The following is a 20,410-nucleotide window of genomic DNA, read 5'->3' on the forward strand; positions in this document are numbered from 1 at the left end:
GGGCGGTCAGCCCTTGGCCGTGCCGTTCAGCCCGGCCAGTTCGGCCACCGGCATGTCGGCCAGGCCCAACTGCCGTGCCTTTCCGATGAGTTCGTCGAGCTGCCCCGACCCGGCGGGCATGAGCTTCATCAGCAGGGCGGACACGGTCAGGTTCTGTACGTCGGCGGTGGTGACCGACCCGAGTGCCCTCGTCAGGTCCTCGGTGAAGGAGGCGGAGCCGTCCAGCCACGGCCCGGCCAGCGCCTGGGCGGTCCGGGAGCTGTCGATGAACCCGTCGACGCTCTTGCCCAGGGAGACGGCCCCGACGATCCGGTCGAAGAAGGCCGACTCGCCGCCGACGATGTCGATGTCGGCGTTCTCCAGGCCGGTGGCGAGTACGGTGGCCTGCGCCTCGGCGACCTGCCGCTGGACGTCCAGCCCGGCGAGCCGGATGTCCTTCTCGGCCTCCAGGCGCAGCCGGAACTCCTCGTGCGTGCGCGACGCCTCGTCCAGTGCCGCCATGGCCGCCGCCTTCTCGGTGAGCCCGGCCGCCTCCGCCTTAAGCTTCTCGCCGATCGCGGTGGCCTCGGCGAGGGCCTTCTCCCGGGTGCCCGTCGCCTCGGCGCGCAGCCGTGCTTCGGTGGCCTCCGCCTCGGCGCGGCCGGCCTTCTCGATGGCGTCGGCCTCCTTCTCCCGTACCTGGACGGCGGCCAGGCCCTCGGCCGCGGCTTCGGCTTGGATGCCCTCGGCGAGGCGGACCTTGGCGCGGGCGTCCATGTCGGCGGCCTTGTGGCGTGCCTCGGCCAGCGTGAGTTCCTCGGCGGCGCGGTGGACCGCGGCCTGCTCGGCGGCCTCGGCGGCCTTGATGTCCTTGACGAGCTGTTCCTGCGCCGCCGCCTCGGCCGCGATGATCACGGCCTGCCGCTTGCGCTCGGCCTCCTCGACCGCGCGGAGCCTCTTGATGGACTCCTCCTGTTCGGCGACCGTACGGTCCACCGCCACCCGCTCGCGGATGACCTCGGCGATCTCACGGCGCTCCGCCTCGACCTCCTTCTCGGCGGAGATGCGCGTCAGCTCGGTCTCCCGGTCGCGGGCGATGACCTCCAGCAGCCGGTCCTTCTCGATGCGCTCGTTCTCGACGGCGATGACCCGCTCGCGGTTCTTCTGGGCGACGGCCACCTCGCGGGCCTGGTTCTCCCGCTGGATGCCGAGCTGTTCCTCGGTCTTCAAGAAGGCGCTCTGCGCGCGCAGCCGCTCCTCCTCCGCGACCCGGGCGGTCTCGGCCTCCTCCCGGGCCCGTACGGTCTCGATCTCGCGCTTCTGCTTGATCTCCGCGTCGGCCTGGCGGCGCTCCAGCTCCAGGATGGCCTCGCGGGCGTCGACGTTCTGCCGGGTGATCTCCTTCTCCTCCGTGCGCCGGAACTCGTTGGTGCGCACGTGCTCGACGGCCGTCAGCTCGGTGATCTTCCGGATGCCCTGGGCGTCGAGGATGTTGGAGGCGTCCAACTGCGCGAGCGGCGTCTGCTCCAGGTGGTCGATCGCCGCGTCCTCCAGGCTGTAGCCGTTCAGGTCGGTGCCGATGACCTGGATGATCCGGTCCCGGAACTCGTCGCGCTTGGTGTAGAGGTCGGTGAAGTCGAGCTGCTTGCCCACCGTCTTCAGGGCCTCGGAGAACTTGGCGTTGAACAGCTCCTGGAGGGTGGCCTGGTCACTGGCACGGGCGGTGCCGATGGCCTGGGCGACCTTGATGACGTCCTCGACGGTCTTGTTGACGCGGACGAAGAAGGAGATGCGGATGTCGGCGCGGATGTTGTCGCGGCAGATCAGGCCGTCCCGGCCCGTCCTGCTGATGTCGATGGTCTTCACCGAGATGTCCATGGTCTCGGCCTTGTGCAGGACGGGCAGGACGACCTGGCCGGTGAAGGTGACGTCGACCTTGCGCATCTTGGACACGATCAGGGCCTTGCCCTGTTCCACCTTGCGGAACAGCCGGCTGATCACCAACAGCATGGCGACGGCGATGAGGAGGACAACGGCGACGAGCACGCCGATGCCCCAAGTGATGGCATCCATGAGCGATTCCCCGGATCGAAGGGTGGGAGCGGACGTGGTGGGGGCGGCGGTCAGCCGCGGGGGTCGAGCGCCTTGTCGAAGGGCGCGACCCAGAAGAACTCGCCGGCGTCGTCGTAGGCGTACAGCAGCCCCGTGCTGCCGAGTGCCAGCCGGTCCCCCTCGTTCTGACGGACCTGTACGACGGCGGTGGAACCGTCCCGCGCGGCGACTTCGGCCTGGCCGAACCCGGCGTCCACCCGTCCCGTGCGGATGGTGCAGGTCAGGCCGACGAAGTCGTGCCGGGACGGCCCGGGTTGCCCGGGGAACAGCCTGGCCAGGGGGCGTACGAGCACGCGGGTCGGACGCCAGGCGGCGGCCGGGGCGGCGATCAGCAGGACGGCGTCCAGCAGGTGGACCACGGCATCGGGCCAGCCCGTGCGGGCGAGCAGCACGGAGCCGGTGGTACCGAGGAACCAGGAGAGGGCGATCAGCAGCGAGGCCGACACCGAGACGGGCACGCCGCCCAGGCTCAGCGCGTCGGCGTCCACGTCCCCGTCGAAGGTGTCGTGGTCGGCGGCACCGAGCAGCACCAGCAGCCAGAAGCCCACGACGACCACGAGGGCGGCGGTGAACAGCACGGCGGGGAACGTCGTGACGGCATGCAGAAACTCGGCCATGACTCTTCCCTCGCTCTCCCTGGTACGGAACAGCCGCTTCCCGATTCCGGCATCGAGCGGGAACGCCCGGCTGCGGCGGCCTCATCGTGGCAGTGCGGCACGCGTGTTCGCATTGCCGTGCACCGGCAATCTTCACGCGCTCTTGATGCCGGTGGCCGCCCCGCCCGCCGTGCATGGCACTCTTGACGCCCACGCGTCAGGAAGTCGTCAGCGACGCGTCAGGAACGGGGAGGGTTCGTGGTGGAGCAGGGCGCGGCCGAGATATATCTGGAGGGGTATGCCCGGATCCTCGCCGGTGCCTGCGCCACCGGCAGGCGGCTGACCCGGGACGAGCTGGAGGCGCTGCGCCTCCGGGGCGAGCGGGCGGCCGAGGCCGGTCTGGGGCTGCGTTTCCTGGTGCGTGCCCATCTGTCCGCCGCCCAGGACGTACGGGAGGGCCTGCGGGGCGGCGCCGCCGACCATCTGCTCGCGGCGGTGGAGCAGGCGGTGGACGCCTTCGCCGAAGGCCACGAGCGGGCACAGCGGCTGGCGATCCGCCGGCAGGAGGCGGCGCGGCGGGAGTTCATCGACGATCTCCTGCACGGCCGGGGTGATGCCGGCCGGCTCGCCGAACGCGCCGAGCGGTTCGGCTTGTTGCTGTCCCGGGCGCACGCGGTCGCGGTGGCGCACGGCCCGGAGCCGTACGACGACGGCTACGCGGTCACCCGGGGCATCGAGTCGTCCCTCGTGGCCCGTTTCGGGGACCGTCACATCCTGCTGACCACCAAGAACGGCCGCCTCATCTGTATCGCGCCGGGCGACCAGGCAGACGTTCTGGGCTTCTTCGCCAAGCAGGCGTACGCGGCGACCGACGGCGGTCGTGTCGCCATCGGGCGCCCGCACCCCGGCGTGGGCGGTGTCGTGCACTCCTACGAGGAGGCGCTCAACGCCCTCGACCTGGCCGTCCGCATGGACCTCGACGAGCCGGTGCTGCACGCCGCGGACCTCCTGGTCTACCCGGTGCTCACCCGCGACCGGCAGGCCATGGCCGACCTGGTCGTCAGCGTGCTGGGCCCGCTGCGGCAGGCCCGGGGCGGCGCGAGGCCGCTCATCGACACCCTCACCACGTACTTCGACACCGGCTGCGTGGCCGCCGAGGCCGCCCGGCGCCTGTCCCTGAGCGTGCGGGCGCTGACGTACCGGCTGGAGCGCATCCACAAGCTGACCGGGGCCGACCCGGGTGACGCCGTCCACCGCTACACGCTCCAGACCGCCGTCATCGGGGCCCGCCTGCTGGGCTGGCCGGACCAGGAGCTGTGACCGTTCCTCACCAGCGGACGCGGGCGGCGACGGGCAGGTGGTCGCTGCCGGTGGCGGGAAGGGTACGGATGTCGACGACGGTCGCGGAGCGGGCCATGACCTGGTCGATCCGGGCCAGCGGCAGCGCGGCCGGCCAACTGAAGGCGAAGGCGGGCGGGGCGGGCCGCAGCCGGGACGTGACGGGGGCGAGGCCACGGTCGTCGACGGTGGCGTTGAGGTCGCCCAGCAGGATCACCGTGCGGGGTCGCTCCGCGGCGATCGCCTCGCCGAGCAGCGCGGCGCTCGCGTCCCGGGCCGCGGAGCCGAAGCCGGTCGTGGGGCCGAGGCGTACGGACGGCAGGTGGGCGACGTGCACCGCGGCCTCGCCGTGCGGGGTGACCGCGGTGGCGCGCAGCCCGCGGTTCCAGTCGGCACCGAATCCCGGGGGCCTGATGTCCAGGGGCCGTACGTCGACGAGCGGGTACACCGACCACAGTCCGACCGTGCCGTGCACCGCGTGGTGCGGATAGCCGGCCGCCAGTGCCGCCCGGTACGACGGAAGGGCGGACGGGGTCAGCTCCTGGAGGGCGATCATCTGCGGCCGGGCCTCCACCAGGGCCCGCGCGGTGCCCCCGGGGTCGGGGTTCTCGTCGCTGACGTTGTGCTGGACGACGGTGATGTCGTACTCCGGCGCCTCGCCCGCCGTCAGCGCGCCGCCGAACCGGCCCAGCCACACGGCGCTCACCAGGGTCAGAGCCAGCAGGGCCGTCGCGGAGCGCCGTACCAGCGCGACGACGAGCAGGACCGGCACGGTCAGCCCCAGCCACGGTAGGAACGTCTCGGCAAGGCTGCCCAACCGCCCGACGGCGTTGGGCACCGCGCCGGGGAAGGCCAGCAGGCAGGCGACCGCCACGGCGGCCGAGGCGGGTATCCGGCCGCGCCGCCAGGCCGACCGCCCCCGGGCGTCCACGCCCCAGCCGCCCCGGCGGCCACGACGACGTCGTGCCGTCGCCGGTATCTCCGTGTGCGTATCCGTTCCCATACCGTGCGAGGACGCCGCGGTGTCGCGTCGGGTTCCCGATGGGGCAGCCGGTGCGGGGCGGTGGCGTAGGGTCGGGGCGTATGCATGTGGTTGCGGTTCTCGCGCTGGACGCGGTGTCGGCCTTCGATCTGGCCATCCCCTGCCAGGTGTTCGGGTTCGCGAGCCGTCCCGACGGGACCCCGGCGTACGACGTGCGGGTCTGCGCCGAGCGTGCGGTCACGACGACGGCGGGGCCGGTGCAGCCGTTCCGGCTCTCGTCCTCGTACGGGTGGGACGACGCCCGTGACGCGGACACCATCATCGTTCCCGGCGTCCCCGCCGACCGGGTGCCGGAGGCGCGCGCGGTCCGGCTGCTGCGGGAGGCGGCGGCCGGCGGGGCGCGGGTGGCGTCCATCTGTACGGGGGCCTTCGTGCTCGCGAGGGCCGGCCTGCTGGAGGGGCGCCGGGTGACGACGCACTGGCGGTTCGCCGACGCGCTGGCGGAGCGGTTCCCCGGAGCGCGGGTCGACCCCTCGGTGCTGTTCGTCGACGACGGTCAGGTGCTGACGTCGGCGGGGGTCGCCGCGGGTCTCGACCTGTGCCTGCACATGGTGCGCCGGGACCACGGCGCGGCGGTCGCGGCGCAGGTCGCCCGCCTCATGGTCATGGCGCCGCAACGGACGGGCGGGCAGGCGCAGTTCATCGAATACCGCACGCCCGAGAGCGACTCCGCCGACCTCGGCGAGACGATGCGGTGGATGCGGGACAAGCTCGACGAACCGCTGACCATCGCCGACATCGCCGCCCACGCGATGATGAGCAGGCGCAGCCTGGCACGGCACTTCCGCGCGCAGACGGGCACCACACCGCTGCGCTGGCTGCTCGCCCTCCGCGTCCAGCGCGCGCGGGAGCTGTTGGAGAGCACCGGCCTGCCCATGGCGCGGGTGGCACAGTCCACCGGGTTCGGGTCCGTCGAGACCTTCCGCCATCACTTCACGCGCCACGTCGGCACCACTCCGTCCGCCTACCGGGCGGCCTTCCGCGTGTAGGCGCGTGCGGGCCGCGCGGCCGCGCGGCGAACTGCGCCACAACGGCCCCGGCCTGGCCGTATCTTGCGCCTGCCGGGCACGCGCGCCACTGTCTCCCGCCACCCGGCGCCGGAAGACTGAACTCGTCCTCGCGCCCCGCGCGCCGTGGTGACAGACCCGGCCCGGGGCGCCGTCCACGCTTCTTCACGGATCTTCACGGAGGAACCCAGTGCGCCCCATACACAGGCGGAATCTGCTCCACTCCGGTGCCGCCGCGGCGGTCGGTGCCGGTCTCGCGGGTGTCGCGGCTCCCGCGACGGCCGCCACCCGCGCGGCGGCCGCCCGGCCGCGCGGCGGACCGCTGCGCGTGCACACCGTGCTGTACGACGGGGTGGAGGAACAGGACTTCGCCGGGCACATCGAGGTCTTCGGGATCGTCGGGACGGACCGGATCGCACAGTCCTACGTCACCGTCGACGGGCCCGGGGCGGTGACGACGTCCGCCGGCATGGAGATCGTCTGCCGCTCCCCCTGGTCCCCTCGCTCGGCCGACCTGATCCTGGTGCCCGGCGCCGGGTACGGCGACGGTTCCGGCCTCCAGCGGGAGGTACGGCGGGGAGTCCTGCCCAGAGCCCTCGCGGCGGCGCAGCGGCGCGGTCTGGTCCTGGGCGCCGTGTGCAGCGGCACCATGCTGCTCTCCGCCGCCGGGATCACCAGGGGCCGCCCGTGCACCACGCACCACATCGCCAAGGCCGACCTCAAGGCGCAGGGAGGGCGTGTCGTGGGCGGCCGGGTCGTCGACGACGGCGACCTGGTCACCTGCGGGGGCGTCACCTCGGGCATCGACCTGGGGCTGTGGCTGGTGGAGCGGTTCTTCGGGCCGGAGACGGCGGTGTTCGCCGAGGAGGTGCTCGAGTACGAGCGCCGCGGGACCGTCTGGCGTTCATGACCGTCTCGGCGGCCGTCGGCGCCCGGAGCGGTGCGCCGCCCGGGTCGTGCCCGGCGCTGCGCGGGCCGCCTCGGTCGGGCCCGGCGCTGCGCGGGCCGCCTCGGTCGGGCCCGGCGGTGGCGCCGCGTTCCCGAAGGGCCGGCGTGCGGGCCGGCACGCGGCGCGGCGCCTTGCCCGGGCGCCGGCCGCCGCGCCCCGGCGGCCGGAGGTGACCGGCGGCCGGAGGTGACCGGCTGACGGAGGTGACCGGCTGACGGGCTGACCGTCGGTGCGGAGCCGGCGGCCGTACGAGACCGTCGTGTGCCTTGACTGCTCGGGCGGCAGCCGCGATCCTCGTCGCACCTTTATGGAGACATGACAAAACAGTCGCACGACCAACGTCCCCGGGGCCGTCGCCCGGGGATGCCCTCCCGGCTGGAGCATGGGTGATGACCTTGTCGCGACGCTCGCAACGCTCCCCTGGCAGGCTCAGGGTTCTCGCGGTTCTCTCCTCGCTCCTGACGCTGCTGGCCCTGGGCCCCGCCTCGGCGGGGACCCCGGCCGGGTCGGGTACCGGCTGGTGGGATCCCGTCGCGCGGCCCGCGCCCGACTCCCGTATCGGCGTCACCGGGGAACCGTTCAAGGGCACCGACGCCCAGGGCCGGGTGCGGGGGTTCGTCGACGCGCACGACCACCTGATGTCCAACGAGGCCTTCGGCGGGCGGCTGATCTGCGGCAGGCCCTTCTCCGACCTCGGCGTGGCCGACGCGCTGAAGGACTGCCCCGAGCACTACCCGGACGGCTCCCTCGCGGTCTTCGACTTCATCACCAAGGGCGGGGACGGCAGGCACGACCCCCACGGCTGGCCCACCTTCAAGGACTGGCCCGCCCATGACTCCCTGACCCACCAGCAGAACTACTACGCCTGGGTGGAACGGGCCTGGCGCGGCGGCCAGCGGGTGCTCGTCAACGACCTCGTCACCAACGGGGTGATCTGCTCGGTCTACTTCTTCAAGGACCGCGGCTGCGACGAGATGACCTCCATCCGCCTCCAGGCACGCAAGACGTACGAGATGCAGGCGTACGTCGACCGGATGTACGGCGGCCCGGGCAAGGGCTGGTTCCGGATCGTCACCGACTCCGGCCAGGCCCGTGCGGTGATCGAGCAGGGCAAGATGGCCGTCGTGCTGGGGGTGGAGACCTCCGAGCCGTTCGGCTGCAAGCAGATCCTGGACGTGCCCCAGTGCGACCGCGCCGACATCGACCGCGGGCTGGACGAACTGCACGCGCTCGGCGTCCGGAGCATGTTCCTGTGCCACAAGTTCGACAACGCCCTGTGCGGGGTGAGGTTCGACTCCGGCACCCTCGGCGCGGCGATCAACGTGGGCCAGTTCCTGTCGACGGGCACGTTCTGGAAGACGGAGAAGTGCACCGGCCCGCAGGCCGACAACCCCATCGGCCTCGCGGCGGCGCCCGAGGCGGAGAAGAAGCTCCCGCCGGGCGTCTCGGTCCCGTCGTACGCCGCCGACGCGCGCTGCAACACCCGTGGCCTGACCGCCCTCGGCGAGTACGCGCTGCGCGGCATGATGCAGCGGAAGATGATGATCGAGATCGACCACATGAGCGTGAAGGCGACGGGCCGGGTGCTGGACGTCCTGGAGTCCGAGTCGTACCCCGGCGTGTTGTCCTCGCACAGTTGGATGGACGCCGAGTGGACGGAGCGGGTCTACCGCCTCGGCGGGTTCATCGCCCAGTACATGCACGGGGCGGAGGCGTTCACCGCCGAGGCGCGGCGCACGGACGCGCTGCGCGAGAAGTACGGGATCGGCTACGGGTACGGCACCGACATGAACGGCGTCGGCGGCTGGCCGTCTCCCCGGGGCGCGGACACCCCCGACCCCGTGCGCTACCCCTTCCGCAGCGCGGACGGCGGCTCGCTCCTCGACCGGCAGACCACCGGTGAACGCACCTGGGACGTCAACACCGACGGCGCCGCCCACTACGGCCTGGTGCCCGACTGGCTGGAGGACATCCGGGTCACCGGCGGCCAGGACGTCATCGACGACCTCTTCCGGGGCGCCGAGTCCTACCTCGCCACCTGGGGCGGCTCCGAGCGTCACCACGTGCGGAACCTGGCCGCCGGGTCGTCCGTCTCGGCCAGTACGTCGGAGTGGAACCCGTTCACCAGCTACGCGCCCGGCCGCGCGGTGGACGGCGACCCCGGCACGCGGTGGGCGAGCGACTGGCGGGACCCCCAGTGGCTCCGCGTCGACCTGGGCGCCACGCACACGGTCGGGCGGGTCACCCTCGACTGGGAGCGGGCGTACGGCAGGGCGTACCGGATCGAGGTGTCCGCCGACGGGAGCGACTGGCGCACCGTCTGGTCCACCACCGCCGGTGACGGCGGGCTGGACACCGCGCGGTTCACCGCCGTACCGGCCCGCTTCGTCCGCGTCATGGGCCTCGAACGGGGGACCGGATGGGGCTACTCGCTCCGCGAGGTCGGCGTGTACGGCCACTGACGCCGCCCGGCCGTGCTTACAGTGCCCAGCCAGTCGTTCCCAACGGCGGAAGGGGCATCCTGTGCAGTGGGCGTACATCGGCTCGTTCACCTCGGGGGGAGGGCGCGGCATCACCGTCGCGGCCGTCGACCCGGCGACCGGGGCGCCGGCCCCGCGCACGAGTGTCGACACCGTCGTCAACCCCTCGTCCCTCGCGCTCGACCCCGCGACGGGGGTGCTCTACGCGGTGAGCGACACCGAGCCGGGCGCCGTCGCGGCGTTCCGCACCGGGGCGGACGGCGGCCTCACGGCCCTCGGCCCGGCGGCCGGGGTGGGCGGCTCGGGCCCCACCCATCTCAGCGTGGCGGGGCGCCGGCTGCTGACCGCCAACTACGGCTCGGGCAGCGTCAGCAGCCTCCGCGTGGAGGCCGACGGCAGCCTCTCCGGGCCACCCGTCGTCCTGGCCCACCATGGCTCGGGCCCCGACGCCGAACGGCAGCGGGGACCGCACGCCCACCAGGTGCTGCCCGACCCGGACGGTCGGTGGGTGCTGAGCGTGGACCTCGGTACCGATTCGGTGCGGGTGTGCGCGCTCGACCAGGCCACCGGAGCGCTCCGGGTGCACGCCGAGACGGTGCTGCGTGCCGGGTCGGGGCCGCGCCACCTCGCCTTCCACCCGGACGGCGACGTGGTGTACGTACTCCATGAGCTGGAACCGCAGATGACCGTCTGCCGGTGGGACCCGCTGTCCGGCCGGCTGGAACCACTCGCGGAGGTGGCCATCGGTCCCGAGGGCGCCCCGGAGGGGGAACGGGTCCACCCCTCCGTCGTCTGCCCCTCGTCCGACGGGCGATTCGTCCGGGCGGCCGTGCGCGGCAGCAACACGATCCTGACGTTCTCCCTCGCCGACGCCCCGGAGAAGCCGCAGCTCACGCAGAGCGTCGACTGCGGCGGCGTGTGGCCGCGCGACCTGGTGGCCGACTCCTCCGGGCGGCGGCTGTACGTCGTCAACGAGTGGTCCGGGGACGTCACCTGGTTCGACGTGGACCCGGAGAGCGGTGAACTGCGCCGCGGCGGCGCGGTGGAGGTGCCGGCCGCCGCGTGCGTGGTCTTCTCCCGGCCCTAGGTCCCTGACCCCTGGCCCCGGATCGACGCCTTGGACTGCACGAGGTCGACCGCGTGGACGGCCTCGTCCAGGACGTGCTGCCCGAGCCGGCCGTCGACTCCGAGCCGGACCCTCTCGATCAGTCCTCCGTTGAGGGATTCGGCGTGAGCGGTTCCGCAGACCGCCATGGCGGCTCCGGTCAGGGCGAGCGTGGCGAGGGCGCGCTTCGTTGTACGTGGCATGCCCGGCCAACGATCCCTCCCCCGCCGGGTCACCGCTCCTGTCGCCCGTCCGGCGCAACGGGTGCCGGCCCGCCCGTGACGCCCGCGCGTACCGCGAGGTCCACCGCCGCCCGGAGCCGCTCGGGGGGTACGCCGTCCGGGAGCGCCGCGGCGAGGAGGGCGGCCACGGCCGCCTCGTCGGCGGTGCGTTCCTCCGCGCGGTCGCGGAAGCGGGCAACGGCCTGGTGCAGGTGCCGCTGCTGGTCTCTCGTCAGGTCCTCCGCGTCGGCGAGGATCGCGGCGAGGGTCTGGAACTCCTCTTCCGAGCCCACCCACGGCGCGGCGCCTTCGAGGCCGTCCTCGCACACGGCCTCCGGGTAGGTGATGCGGTGCCAGGCGCCGTGCTCCCACCAGTAGACGAAGCCGAACAGGTTCCCCTCGGCGTCTTCGCGCAGTTGTTCCCAGGGCAGCCAGTCAGGGCCGCCCGCCAGGAAGTCGACCTGCTCGCCGTCGGCGTGGGTGTGGCTGCCGTCCGGGTCCTGGCCGACGAACACGGCCCGTCCGCCGTCGAGTACGGTCAGCCGCCACCAGCCGCACGCGCCCGTGGAGTGGCACCACAGCCCGTGCTCGTCGAGGACGTGCTCGCGACGGCCGTCGCCGCACGCGGCCTCCAGCAGCGCGAAGGTGACGGCCCGTGCCCACAGGCGCGCGGGGGCGTCGAGGTCCTCGGGAAGGCTGGGCGTGTGCATGGTGGTGGTCCCCCTTGGAGCGGTGTGGGGACCAGCCTCACACAAAAGCAGTGGACGGGTGTTCGCCGGGCCCCCTACTGTGTGCCGTGACGCCCACGACAGCGGATAGGAGGCGAGTGCCGTGCACCAGTCACGTTCCCCGCGCTCCCGTTCCGTTCCCGCGGCGTCCTCGGCCTGACCGGGAGCGCTTCATCCCGCATGCTTCCGGAGGACGAACTCCCATGACCGACACGGTCATTCGCGTACTCGACACGAGCGACGCCCCTCTCTTCGACACCCTGCCCGACCCGCTCGGCGCCCGGGTGACGCACGCGCGCACCACGCACCGGCCCGAGTGGAAGCGGGTGGCGCTCCGCGACGGCGAAGTCGTCGCCCGGGGCGCCTGGTGGGGCGGCCCCGACGACGAAACCCCCGTCAACATCAACTGGTTCGACGTCGCCGAGGGTGAGGAGGAGGCGGGCGCCCACCTGCTGCGCACCGCGCCGCACCAGGTCGAACTGGAGCTCAACCTCCCGGCGGGCTGGCGCGACGACCCCGTCACGCGCGCGGCGGGCGAGACCCGGCTGCGGGCCGCGCGGGCGGCCGGTTACGAGGTGCTGGTCGAGCGGTTCATGTACCGCTGGACACCGGACCGCGGGCTGCCCGACCGGCCGGGCCGCCTGACGTTCGCGGCGGAGCCTGACGACGCCGTGTTCTTCGACGTGCTGCGCCGCGTCCACTCGGTGACGCTGGACGCGCACGCGCTGCGCGCGATCGAGGAGGGCGGGCTGGACCAAGCGGCGCAGGAGGAGCTGGACTTCTTCCGCTGGTGCCCGTCGCCGCGCGAGTGGTGGCAGGTGGCGTACACGCCGGACGGTGACCTGGCCGGCATCCACATCCCCGCGCACAATCCGTCGGGGCCGTGCGTCGGCTTCATCGGGGTCGTACCGGAGCAGCGCGGGCGGGGTTACGCGTACGACCTGCTGGCGGAGTGCACGCACTTCCTCGTCGAGCGGGGCGCCGAGTTCGTCGCCGGTGCGACGGACCAGGGGAACGCCCCGATGGCCGTGAACTTCACCAAGGCGGGGTATCCGGTGGTCTCGGAGCGCGTCAACCTGGTCCCCGGCGTGCGCGGCTGACGGCCGGACCGCCCGGGGGGTGCGCCTGCCGGGCGGTCACCCACATGCGGGGGCGATCAGTACGACTAGTGCCGTGGCGCGGGTGGCCCACCGCGTGGCCGGGCAGCGACGCACCATGAAGAAACCTCTCCTCGTCTGCCTGGCCGCCGTCGTCACCGCGGTGGTGGCCGTCGGCGGCTACCTGGGCTTCCGGCACCTCTCCGCCCCTTCCGCGCCTCCCGCCGCGGCCGTCGGCGCTCCGTACGGGCCCGATGAGGCGCGCTCCGCGGCGAGCGGCGCCGATGACGTCTTCCACGGCACCGTCGTGCGCGAGACCGGGCGGCGGACCGTCGCCGAGATCCCTTCCCGGCTGTACGCGGTGCGGGTGGGCCACGTGTTCAAGGGGCACCTCACCGGCACGGTCACACTCACGCAGCCCGTGGACGAGCCGGCGCTGGAACCGGGCGGGAAGTACGTCTTCGTCACCACCTCCTGGCACAACGAGGACAACGAGCACGGTCTCCTGTCGGGCATCCGTCCCCACCGGGCGCCCGACCTCACGGCACCGGTGCGGGGCGCGGACGCCCGGGCGGAGCCGAGCGTCGCCGAGTACTGGCGGGACGCCGTGGCGGGCGTCTCGTCCCAGTGACCCGGCCCGAGGAGCGTTCGGCATGCCCCCGCGCCCGCGGGTTCCTACGGGCGTTCTGCCACGAGGTGCCGCACCACACGCGCGACGAGCTCGTACGGTACCGGCGCGTCCAGTGGGAACTTCAGTGTCCCCTTGCCCGACCGGTAGGGCTCGATATCCCGCTGGAAGGCGTCGTCGCCCTGGGGGACGGGATAGACGCTGACGTGCTGCTTCCAGCCGGCGAAGTACACGAGGTTCCGGCGGTCGAGCGTGACCGCCGGGATCCCGTAACTGATCTTCTCGGCCACGCCCCCGGACACGGCCTCGGGCACGGCCTCGTGGATCGTCCGCCGGATCTGTTCGAGTACGGTCCGGACGTCCTCGGGGAAGGAGACGATGTAGTCGTCCACGGATGCGAAGTGCTCTGCCACGGTGCTGCCTTTCGCCGCTCTTCGGGCCATGCCGGGCGCGGCTGAGGACCGGCGCCGGTCAGCGCAGTACGGTCAGCACAGTACGTTCAGCGCGCCCGGACGCACCCGTGCCGTGACCGGGAGTGTCGCGTCGACCTCGCCGTCGGCGCCGTAGGGCAGGTCGCGGTCGGCCTCGATGCGGATCTCCTTGCCCCGGAGGACCTCGACCTGCGGGCGCCGCAGGTGGGCGCCGGTCTTGAGCTCGTTCATCATCGCGAAGAACAGCCGTTTCGGGGCGTGCCGGATGACGACGACGTCGAGCAGGCCGTCGTCGACGCGGGCGTCCGGCGCGATGCGGCGGCCGAAGCCGTAGAAGCCGGAGTTGGCGGCGACGACCGTGTAGCCACGGCGTTCGTGGACCGTGCCGTCGATGGTGATGCGGTACGTCGCCGGCCGCCAGCCGGCCACCGCGCGTGCCCCGCCCGCGTAGTAGGAGGCGGCGCCGCGCAGCAGCCGGGAGCGGTTGGCGTACCGGTTGGCCACCGCGTCGACCCCGGCGTACACGCTGCCGAGCACCGAGGTCCCGGGGTGCGCGGCGGATTCCACCTCGATGGTGTCGACGGCGCGTGGGGCGGCGTGCAGCAGCAGCTCCGCCAGCGCCGGTGGGTCGGTGGGCAGATCGAGCGCCCGGGCGAAGTCGTTGCCGCGACCGGACGGTACGAGGCCGAGGACGGCGCCGGTGCCGCTGAGGACGCCGCCGACGGCGCCGGCCATGCCGTCACCGCCGACCGCGAGCACGGTGTGTCCCCGTTCGGCCGCCTGGCGCGTCAGCTCGCGGGCGTGGTCGAGGCTGCGGCTGTAGCGGGTGTCCAGACCGGCTCCCGCCTCCCGGAGGAGCCGGGCCACGGGCAGCAGGGCCGCCGTGCCGCTGGAACTCCCCGCGGCCGGGTTGACGACGGCGGTGAACTGTCGCATGTGGGCGCCTCCGTAGGGCAGGCCGATGGGGAACGGGCGGGTCAGGGGTGACGGACGGGGACGAGGATGCCGGGATTGAGCACCCCCGCCGGGTCGAGCTCCGCCTTGACGGCCTGGAGGACGCGGACGCCGAGGGGCCCGGCCTCCCGTGCGTACCAGTCGCGGTGGTCGGTGCCCACGCCGTGGTGGTGGCTGATGGTGCCGCCGGCGGCCAGGATCGCCTCGTTGGCGGCGTGTTTGGCCGGCGCCCAGTGCGCGACGGGGTCCTCGCCCTGGGCGGAGACGACCGTGAAGTACAGGGAGGCGCCGTTCTCGTACACGTGCGAGATGTGGCACATGACCAGCGGGGGTGTGCCCGCCTCGGTGAGGGTGGTGGTGAGCGCCTGGCGTACGCCCCGGTACAGCTCGGGGAGGGCGGACCAGAAGGCGGCCGTTTCCAGGGTTTCGGCGAAGGCTCCGGCGTCCAGGAGGGCGTCGCGGAGGTAGGGGGCGTTGTAGCGGCCGTGGGCCCAGCGGTCCCCCGGCTCGGTGCCGACGCACTCGCCGCCCTGGGCGAGGAGGACCTTGTGGACGCCGGCCCGGCACTCCTCGGTCTCGGCGGCCGTTCCCTCGTACCCGACGACCGCCATGCAGCCCGCCGCTTCCGTGGCGCCGGTGCTGCCGATGCGGTCGGGGTGGGCGAGGCCGATGAAGGTCTCGGTCTCGTCCGACAGGCGCAGGACGGTCGGGCGGGGGCCGTCCTGGGCGAGCCTCCGCAGCGCGGCGGCGCCCGCCTCGAAGGAGGTGAAGCGCCAGCCTTCGTAGCGGCGCTGCTCGGGCAGGGGGCGGATCCGCACGGTCACCGAGGTGATGACGCCGAGTGCGCCCTCCGAGCCGAGCACGAGCTGGCGCAGGTCCGGGCCGGCCGCCGAGCGGGGCGCGCGTCCGGCCTCCCAGGTGCCCTCGGGGGTGGCGACGGTGACGCCCAGCACCATCTCGTCGAACCGGCCGTAGCCCGCGGACGCCTGGCCGCTGGAGCGGGCGGCGGCGAAGCCTCCGATGGTGGCCCATTCGTAGGACTGGGGGAAGTGGCCGAGCGTGAAGCCGCGTTCGTTGAGCAGGGCTTCGGCGCGGGGGGCGCGCAGGCCGGGCTGGAGGGTCGCGGTACGGGAGACCTCGTCCAGGTCGAGCAGGGCGTCCATGCGGCGGAGGTCGAGGGCGACGAACGTGGTGCGTTCGGGGGCGAGCCCGCCGACGACGGAGGTTCCGCCGCCGAACGGGACGGCCGCCACCTGGTGTTCGGCGCAGACCCGGAGCGCGGCGAGGACCTCGTCGTGGCTGCCGGGCAGCAGGACGGCGGCGGGGATGTCGTCGACCTCGCCGGCGCGGATGCGCAGCAGGTCGGGGGTCGACTTGCCGCGGGTGTGGCGGATGCGGGTCTCGGCGTCGGTCCGCAGGTGGGCGGGGTCGCCGAGGGTCTCGGCGAGGGCGCGGCGGGCCTCGTCGGTGAGCGGGGACTCGGGGACGGCGATGTCCTCAAGGGCGGCGGGGCCCTGGGTACGGGGGGTGACGCCGAGCAGGTCGCGCAGCAGGCCGATCACGGTGTCGGGCAGGGGTGCCGCCTTGGCCGGGTCGCCCCAGCCGCTCCACAACATGTCCACGGGGTCGGTTTCCTCACCGTCGGTTCGGGATCGTGGCGTGCTCGGTGGCCCGCACTGGCGGTACACTGTGACAGATGACGCCCATTCGTCACAACCACTCGGACGGGGAGACCATCGAAACCGTCCTCGACGCGGCCCGGGACTGCGTGCTCGCCGTCGGAGTCCGCCGTACGACCCTGACCGACGTGGCCCGCCGCGCCGGGGTCTCCCGTATGACGCTCTACCGCCGCTGGCCCGATGTGCGGACCCTCGTCGGGGACGTGATGACCCGTGAGTGGGTCGCCCTGGCGGTGTCGGCCATGCCCGAGCACGAGCCCGGCGCCCCGGCCCGGCGGAGGCTGGTCGACGGGCTGGTCGCCGGGGTCGCGGCGTTCCGCGCGCACCCGCTCTTCCACAAGATCCTCGACGTGGACCCCGAGCTCCTGCTGCCCTACGTGCTGGACCGGCGCGGCGCGAGCCAGGACGCCCTGCTGGGCCTCATCACCGGCGCGCTGGAGGAAGGGCACGCCGACGGTTCCGTCCGCCCGGCGCACCTCGCTCTCCAGGCCCGGTCCGTCCTGCTGGTCGTCCAGTCCTTCACGCTCTCGCTGCGCACCATGACCGACGAGTCCGACCCCGAGCTGGACGAAGCGGCCTTCCTCGGTGAGCTGCGGACCCTCCTGGAAAGGACCCTCGCCCCATGAGCCACTCGCGCACCACACGTGTCTCTTCGTCGCTGACCGCCGCGCGCCGCCAGCGCGAGCTGGCCGAACTCGCCGACGGCGCACAGGTGGACGTCCTGGTCGTCGGCCTCGGGGCCACCGGCGCGGGCGCCGCGCTCGACGCCGCCTCCCGTGGCCTGACGGTCGCGGCCGTCGACGCCCACGACCTGGCCTTCGGCACGTCCCGGTGGAGCTCCAAGCTCATCCACGGCGGCCTGCGCTACCTCGCCTCCGGGCAGTTGGACGTCGCCCACGAGAGCGCCGTGGAACGGGGCATCCTCATGGAGCGGACCGCGCCGCACCTGGTGGGCGCCCAGCCGTTCGTCCTGCCGCTCACGCCCCTGGTCTCGCGGTCGCAGGCCGCGCTGGCCCGGGCCGGCCTCCGGGCCGGGGACCTGCTGCGCGCCTCGGCGCGTACGTCGCGCTCCACGCTGCCGGCACCCCGCGCCCTCTCCCCGGTGGAGACCCGGCACATGGCGCCCGTCCTGCGCTCCACCGGACTGCGCGGGGGGCTGCTCTCCTGGGACGGCCGGCTCAGCGACGACGCCCGGCTGGTGACCGCCGTCGCCCGGACCGCCGCCGCGCACGGCGCCCGTGTCCTGACCCGGACGCGGGCGCTGTCCCTGGACGGCGGCGGCGCCCTGGTGCGGGACGAACTCACCGGCGAGGAGACCCGGATCAGGGCCCGCGCGGTCGTCAACGCCACCGGGGTCTGGGCCGGCGGCCTGACCGACGACATCCGGCTGCGGCCCTCCCGGGGCACCCACCTGGTGCTGCGCTCCGAGGACCTCGGCTCGCTCACCGCGGGCCTCCACATCCCCATCCCGGGCGAGGCCAACCGTTTCGTCCTGGTCCTGCCGCAGGGCGACGGGCGGGTGTACGTGGGATTGACGGACGAACCGGTCGACGGTGACGTACCGGACGTGCCCGAGGTACCGGAGACGGACATCGGCTTCCTGCTCGACGTGCTCGGCTCGGCCCTCGACGTGTCGCTGGGCCGCGACGACGTGATCGGCGCCTTCGCCGGGCTGCGGCCGCTCCTGGACGCCTCCGGTCCGTCGGGCGCCTCCCGCACGGCCGACATCTCCCGCAAGCACGCCGTGCTGACCTCCCGCGACGGGGTCGTGACCGTGGTGGGCGGCAAGCTCACCACCTACCGGCGCATGGCCCAGGACGCCCTGGACGCCGCCGTCTCCGCCCGGGGCCTGTCGGCGGGGCCCTGCCGCACGGCCGCCCTGCCCCTGGTGGGCGCGGCCTCCCGGAGCGCGCTCGCCGCACTGGACGCCCCCCGGCGGCTGGTCCGGCGCTACGGCACCGAGGCCCCGGCCGTCCACGCGCTGGGCCTCGCCGACCCGGCGCTGGCCCGCCCCGTCGTCCCGGGCCACCCGGTCACCGTGGCCGAACTCGTGTGGGCGGTACGCCACGAGGGCGCCCTCGACGAGGCCGACCTCCTCGACCGCCGCACCCGCATCGGCGTGGTGCCGCACGACCGGGAAGCGGCACTGGACACGGCCCGGGAGGCGCTGCGCCGGGAGGACGGGAGGGTCGGGCCGGGCGCGCCCTGAGGTCACGCGGGACGGTTCAGGCGCCAGACCACCTCGATGCCGCTGCCCGAGGGAGCCTCGGGTGGCGTCGCCCGCTCCCGCCCGACTTCGGTGAACCCCAGCCGGCGCGGAATGCCGCCGCTGGGGGTGTTGGCCGCGTCGTGCGTGATTTCCAGGTACTCCACGTCCGGCAGGGCGAACACCTCGGCGACCAGGGCCGCCGTCGCCCTCGTGGCGATGCCCTGGCCGGTGGCGGCGGGATGCAGCCAGTACCCCAGCCCCCGCGCCCGGGGTTCGGTCACGCAGTAGATCTGGCACATGCCGATGGGCGTGCCGTCTTGGGCGATGGCGTAGTTGTAGGCCTCGCCGCTCGCCCACTTCGACTCGGACTTCGCCAGGAACTCCCGGGTGCTGCGCTCGCCGTGCCCGGCGACCCACGGCATCCACGGGCGCAGGTGGTCCAGGGACTCCTCGATCAACGTGAGCGCCGCGGCGAAGTCGTCCTGTGCCCAGCGTCGCAGGGTGAAGTCTCCGCATTCGATGATCCGCCTCGGTCGCTCCATGACCGCATGATTGTTTCGCCAAGCGGGTCACCACAACGGGATATGAGGAACGGGATGGTGGCATGCGCTTCGAGCAGGTCTTCACGTACGCGTGGCGGCATGATCCGGCGGAGAAGGGCGTCTCGGTCCTGTCCGTCGCCTACGAGCCGGCGGAGGCGGGCCGGCCGCGACGGTGGCTGCTGCTGGCCGGACTGCCGGTCTTCACCGAGCTGCTGCCCTTCGACGACGCCGGACACGCCCGGGAGTTCGCCCGGGCGGTGCTCGCCCTGCCGCCGTCGCCCGAGCCCTACGAGCGCGAGTTCCATCTCGGTGAGAGCCGTACGCGGACGATGGCCACCGGGCAGGTGGAGGAGCGGCGGTTCGCCACCCTGTGGGTCGGCCGCGACCCGGCCGACGACCTGCGCGCGTACTTCGCGTACCAGTCGTACGTCGCGTTCGCCGGGCGGCCGGACATGACCTCGCCCGGCCTGGAGGTGGTGTGCGACGACGTCGATGTGCCCCGTGCGCACGCCGAGGCGCGGGCCCTGCTCGCCGCGCTGGACGAGGCCGGCTGACGCGGTCGGCCGCCGCGCCCGGCCGACGCGCCCGGCTCAGAGGGGGCGTTGGGCGTGGACGTAGAGGTGTTCCTCGGGTCGCGCGTCCGGTCCGTGCGGGCGGTAGAGGGCGGTGTGGTGGTGCACGACCTCCAGCCCGGCCTCTTCCAGCACCCGAAGCTGGTCCTCGGTGGCCAGGCTGCTGACGGTGACCGGGTGGCCCATCCAGACGATGTCCAGCCCCCGGATGTCGCCGGGCACGGTGGCCATCGCGAAGGCGCCGCCGGGGGCGAGCCAGGAGGCCATCCTGCCGAGTGACTCCGCCACCTCGGGCTGGTCCATCACCAGCAGGGGGAAGAAGGCGCACACCGCGTCGTACGCTCCCCCGGGCGGCCGGTAGGTGCGGACGTCGGCCTGTTCGAAGCGGGCCGCGGGCACCCGCTGCCGGGCGAGCGCGACCATTTCGGCCGACACGTCGATGCCGGTGACGTCGAAGCCCGCCCGGGTCAGCATCTCGGCCGTGGGGCGGCCGGTGCCGCTGCCCACGTCGAGCACGCGGGCCCCGGGGGCGAGGCGGCCGGAGAGCCAGTCCAGTGCGGCGAGTTGGCCGGGTACGTCGGCGAAGACCTCCTCGTAGCGCGCCCCCACCGCGTCGAAGACCTCGGCGGCGGACACGCCCCGGGGTTGTGGCGCCTGGTTCACTTCACCACCTCCGCGGCGCACCGTACCGGCGGCACCGGTGCCCGGGCCAGTGGGCGGCCGGGGTGGTGTGCGAGGCTC

At 73.6% G+C, this 20,410-nt stretch carries 20 protein-coding genes; 10 read left to right on the forward strand and 10 right to left on the reverse strand.

The window, feature by feature from the left end; all coding sequences use genetic code 11:
* Window positions 1–6: 6 nt before the first annotated feature.
* Together ACZ46W_RS00460 and ACZ46W_RS00465 are read right to left on the reverse strand one after the other, a co-directional pair.
* Window positions 7–2,052 (reverse strand): flotillin family protein, encoded by a 2,046-nt coding sequence (locus tag ACZ46W_RS00460; RefSeq protein ID WP_468328992.1) that lies wholly within the window; start codon window positions 2,050–2,052, stop codon window positions 7–9.
* Window positions 2,053–2,102: 50 nt separating this feature from the next.
* Window positions 2,103–2,708 carry a hypothetical protein gene (locus ACZ46W_RS00465; protein WP_468328995.1) on the reverse strand — a complete coding sequence of 202 codons (606 nt, stop codon included), beginning with the start codon at window positions 2,706–2,708 and terminating at the stop codon, window positions 2,103–2,105.
* Window positions 2,709–2,945: 237 nt separating this feature from the next.
* Between ACZ46W_RS00465 and ACZ46W_RS00470 the strand changes: the two genes are divergently transcribed.
* Window positions 2,946–4,007: a PucR family transcriptional regulator gene (locus ACZ46W_RS00470; protein ID WP_468328997.1), complete on the forward strand. Its 1,062-nt coding sequence runs from the start codon at window positions 2,946–2,948 to the stop codon at window positions 4,005–4,007.
* Window positions 4,008–4,014: 7 nt separating this feature from the next.
* Here the strand turns inward: ACZ46W_RS00470 and ACZ46W_RS00475 are convergent, their stop codons facing one another.
* A complete protein-coding gene (locus ACZ46W_RS00475; protein WP_468329000.1) occupies window positions 4,015–5,028 on the reverse strand; it encodes an endonuclease/exonuclease/phosphatase family protein in 1,014 nt (337 codons plus the stop codon).
* Between the two features lie 80 nt (window positions 5,029–5,108).
* On the opposite strand from ACZ46W_RS00475, the gene ACZ46W_RS00480 reads away from it, so the two are divergent.
* The 4 genes from ACZ46W_RS00480 to ACZ46W_RS00495 all read left to right on the forward strand — a co-directional run bounded on the left by ACZ46W_RS00480 (window position 5,109) and on the right by ACZ46W_RS00495 (window position 10,590).
* A complete protein-coding gene (locus ACZ46W_RS00480; RefSeq protein ID WP_468329003.1) occupies window positions 5,109–6,056 on the forward strand; it encodes a GlxA family transcriptional regulator in 948 nt (315 codons plus the stop codon).
* Window positions 6,057–6,273: 217 nt separating this feature from the next.
* Window positions 6,274–6,984, forward strand: a complete 711-nt coding sequence (locus ACZ46W_RS00485) for a DJ-1/PfpI family protein (protein WP_468332319.1) — start codon at window positions 6,274–6,276, stop codon at window positions 6,982–6,984.
* A 428-nt stretch (window positions 6,985–7,412) separates the two neighbouring features.
* Window positions 7,413–9,485: a galactose-binding domain-containing protein gene (locus ACZ46W_RS00490; protein WP_468329006.1), complete on the forward strand. Its 2,073-nt coding sequence runs from the start codon at window positions 7,413–7,415 to the stop codon at window positions 9,483–9,485.
* Between the two features lie 61 nt (window positions 9,486–9,546).
* A complete protein-coding gene (locus ACZ46W_RS00495; protein WP_468329010.1) occupies window positions 9,547–10,590 on the forward strand; it encodes a lactonase family protein in 1,044 nt (347 codons plus the stop codon).
* On the opposite strand, the gene ACZ46W_RS00500 is transcribed toward ACZ46W_RS00495, so the two are convergent.
* On the reverse strand, window positions 10,587–10,811 hold the full coding sequence (locus ACZ46W_RS00500; RefSeq protein ID WP_468329013.1) for a hypothetical protein: 225 nt from the start codon (window positions 10,809–10,811) through the stop codon (window positions 10,587–10,589). The two genes, ACZ46W_RS00495 and ACZ46W_RS00500, sit on opposite strands and share 4 nt — an antisense overlap.
* Window positions 10,812–10,840: 29 nt before the next feature.
* Window positions 10,841–11,539 (reverse strand): hypothetical protein, encoded by a 699-nt coding sequence (locus ACZ46W_RS00505; protein WP_468329016.1) that lies wholly within the window; start codon window positions 11,537–11,539, stop codon window positions 10,841–10,843.
* Between the two features lie 221 nt (window positions 11,540–11,760).
* Here ACZ46W_RS00505 and ACZ46W_RS00510 point away from each other — a divergent pair, with 221 nt between their 5' ends.
* Both ACZ46W_RS00510 and ACZ46W_RS00515 read left to right on the forward strand, forming a co-directional pair.
* Window positions 11,761–12,657, forward strand: coding sequence for a GNAT family N-acetyltransferase (locus tag ACZ46W_RS00510; protein WP_468329019.1), 897 nt, complete (start codon window positions 11,761–11,763; stop codon window positions 12,655–12,657).
* A 115-nt stretch (window positions 12,658–12,772) separates the two neighbouring features.
* Window positions 12,773–13,285, forward strand: coding sequence for a hypothetical protein (locus ACZ46W_RS00515; protein WP_468329022.1), 513 nt, complete (start codon window positions 12,773–12,775; stop codon window positions 13,283–13,285).
* A gap of 44 nt (window positions 13,286–13,329) precedes the next feature.
* Here ACZ46W_RS00515 and ACZ46W_RS00520 read toward each other — a convergent pair whose 3' ends face one another.
* The 3 genes from ACZ46W_RS00520 to ACZ46W_RS00530 all read right to left on the reverse strand — a co-directional run bounded on the left by ACZ46W_RS00520 (window position 13,330) and on the right by ACZ46W_RS00530 (window position 16,289).
* Complete coding sequence (locus tag ACZ46W_RS00520) at window positions 13,330–13,695, reverse strand: iron chaperone (protein ID WP_468329025.1); 366 nt, start codon at window positions 13,693–13,695, stop codon at window positions 13,330–13,332.
* A gap of 72 nt (window positions 13,696–13,767) precedes the next feature.
* Window positions 13,768–14,649 carry a diacylglycerol/lipid kinase family protein gene (locus tag ACZ46W_RS00525; RefSeq protein WP_468329028.1) on the reverse strand — a complete coding sequence of 294 codons (882 nt, stop codon included), beginning with the start codon at window positions 14,647–14,649 and terminating at the stop codon, window positions 13,768–13,770.
* A 41-nt stretch (window positions 14,650–14,690) separates the two neighbouring features.
* A complete protein-coding gene (locus tag ACZ46W_RS00530; RefSeq protein ID WP_468329031.1) occupies window positions 14,691–16,289 on the reverse strand; it encodes an FAD-binding oxidoreductase in 1,599 nt (532 codons plus the stop codon).
* A gap of 74 nt (window positions 16,290–16,363) precedes the next feature.
* On the opposite strand from ACZ46W_RS00530, the gene ACZ46W_RS00535 reads away from it, so the two are divergent.
* Window positions 16,364–16,972: a TetR/AcrR family transcriptional regulator gene (locus ACZ46W_RS00535; RefSeq protein ID WP_468329034.1), complete on the forward strand. Its 609-nt coding sequence runs from the start codon at window positions 16,364–16,366 to the stop codon at window positions 16,970–16,972.
* Window positions 16,969–18,555 carry a glycerol-3-phosphate dehydrogenase/oxidase gene (locus ACZ46W_RS00540; RefSeq protein ID WP_468329037.1) on the forward strand — a complete coding sequence of 529 codons (1,587 nt, stop codon included), beginning with the start codon at window positions 16,969–16,971 and terminating at the stop codon, window positions 18,553–18,555. Before ACZ46W_RS00535 ends, ACZ46W_RS00540 begins: the two co-directional genes overlap by 4 nt.
* Window positions 18,556–18,557: 2 nt before the next feature.
* Here ACZ46W_RS00540 and ACZ46W_RS00545 read toward each other — a convergent pair whose 3' ends face one another.
* Entirely contained in the window at window positions 18,558–19,097 is a 540-nt protein-coding gene (locus tag ACZ46W_RS00545; protein WP_468329040.1) for a GNAT family N-acetyltransferase, read from the reverse strand.
* 62 nt (window positions 19,098–19,159) lie between these two features.
* On the opposite strand from ACZ46W_RS00545, the gene ACZ46W_RS00550 reads away from it, so the two are divergent.
* Window positions 19,160–19,651: a hypothetical protein gene (locus ACZ46W_RS00550; protein WP_468329043.1), complete on the forward strand. Its 492-nt coding sequence runs from the start codon at window positions 19,160–19,162 to the stop codon at window positions 19,649–19,651.
* A 36-nt stretch (window positions 19,652–19,687) separates the two neighbouring features.
* Here the strand turns inward: ACZ46W_RS00550 and ACZ46W_RS00555 are convergent, their stop codons facing one another.
* Window positions 19,688–20,332 carry a class I SAM-dependent methyltransferase gene (locus ACZ46W_RS00555; protein ID WP_468329046.1) on the reverse strand — a complete coding sequence of 215 codons (645 nt, stop codon included), beginning with the start codon at window positions 20,330–20,332 and terminating at the stop codon, window positions 19,688–19,690.
* Between the last annotated feature and the right edge of the window lie 78 nt (window positions 20,333–20,410).

It is taken from the genome of Streptomyces sp. NPDC031064, assembly GCF_055570965.1.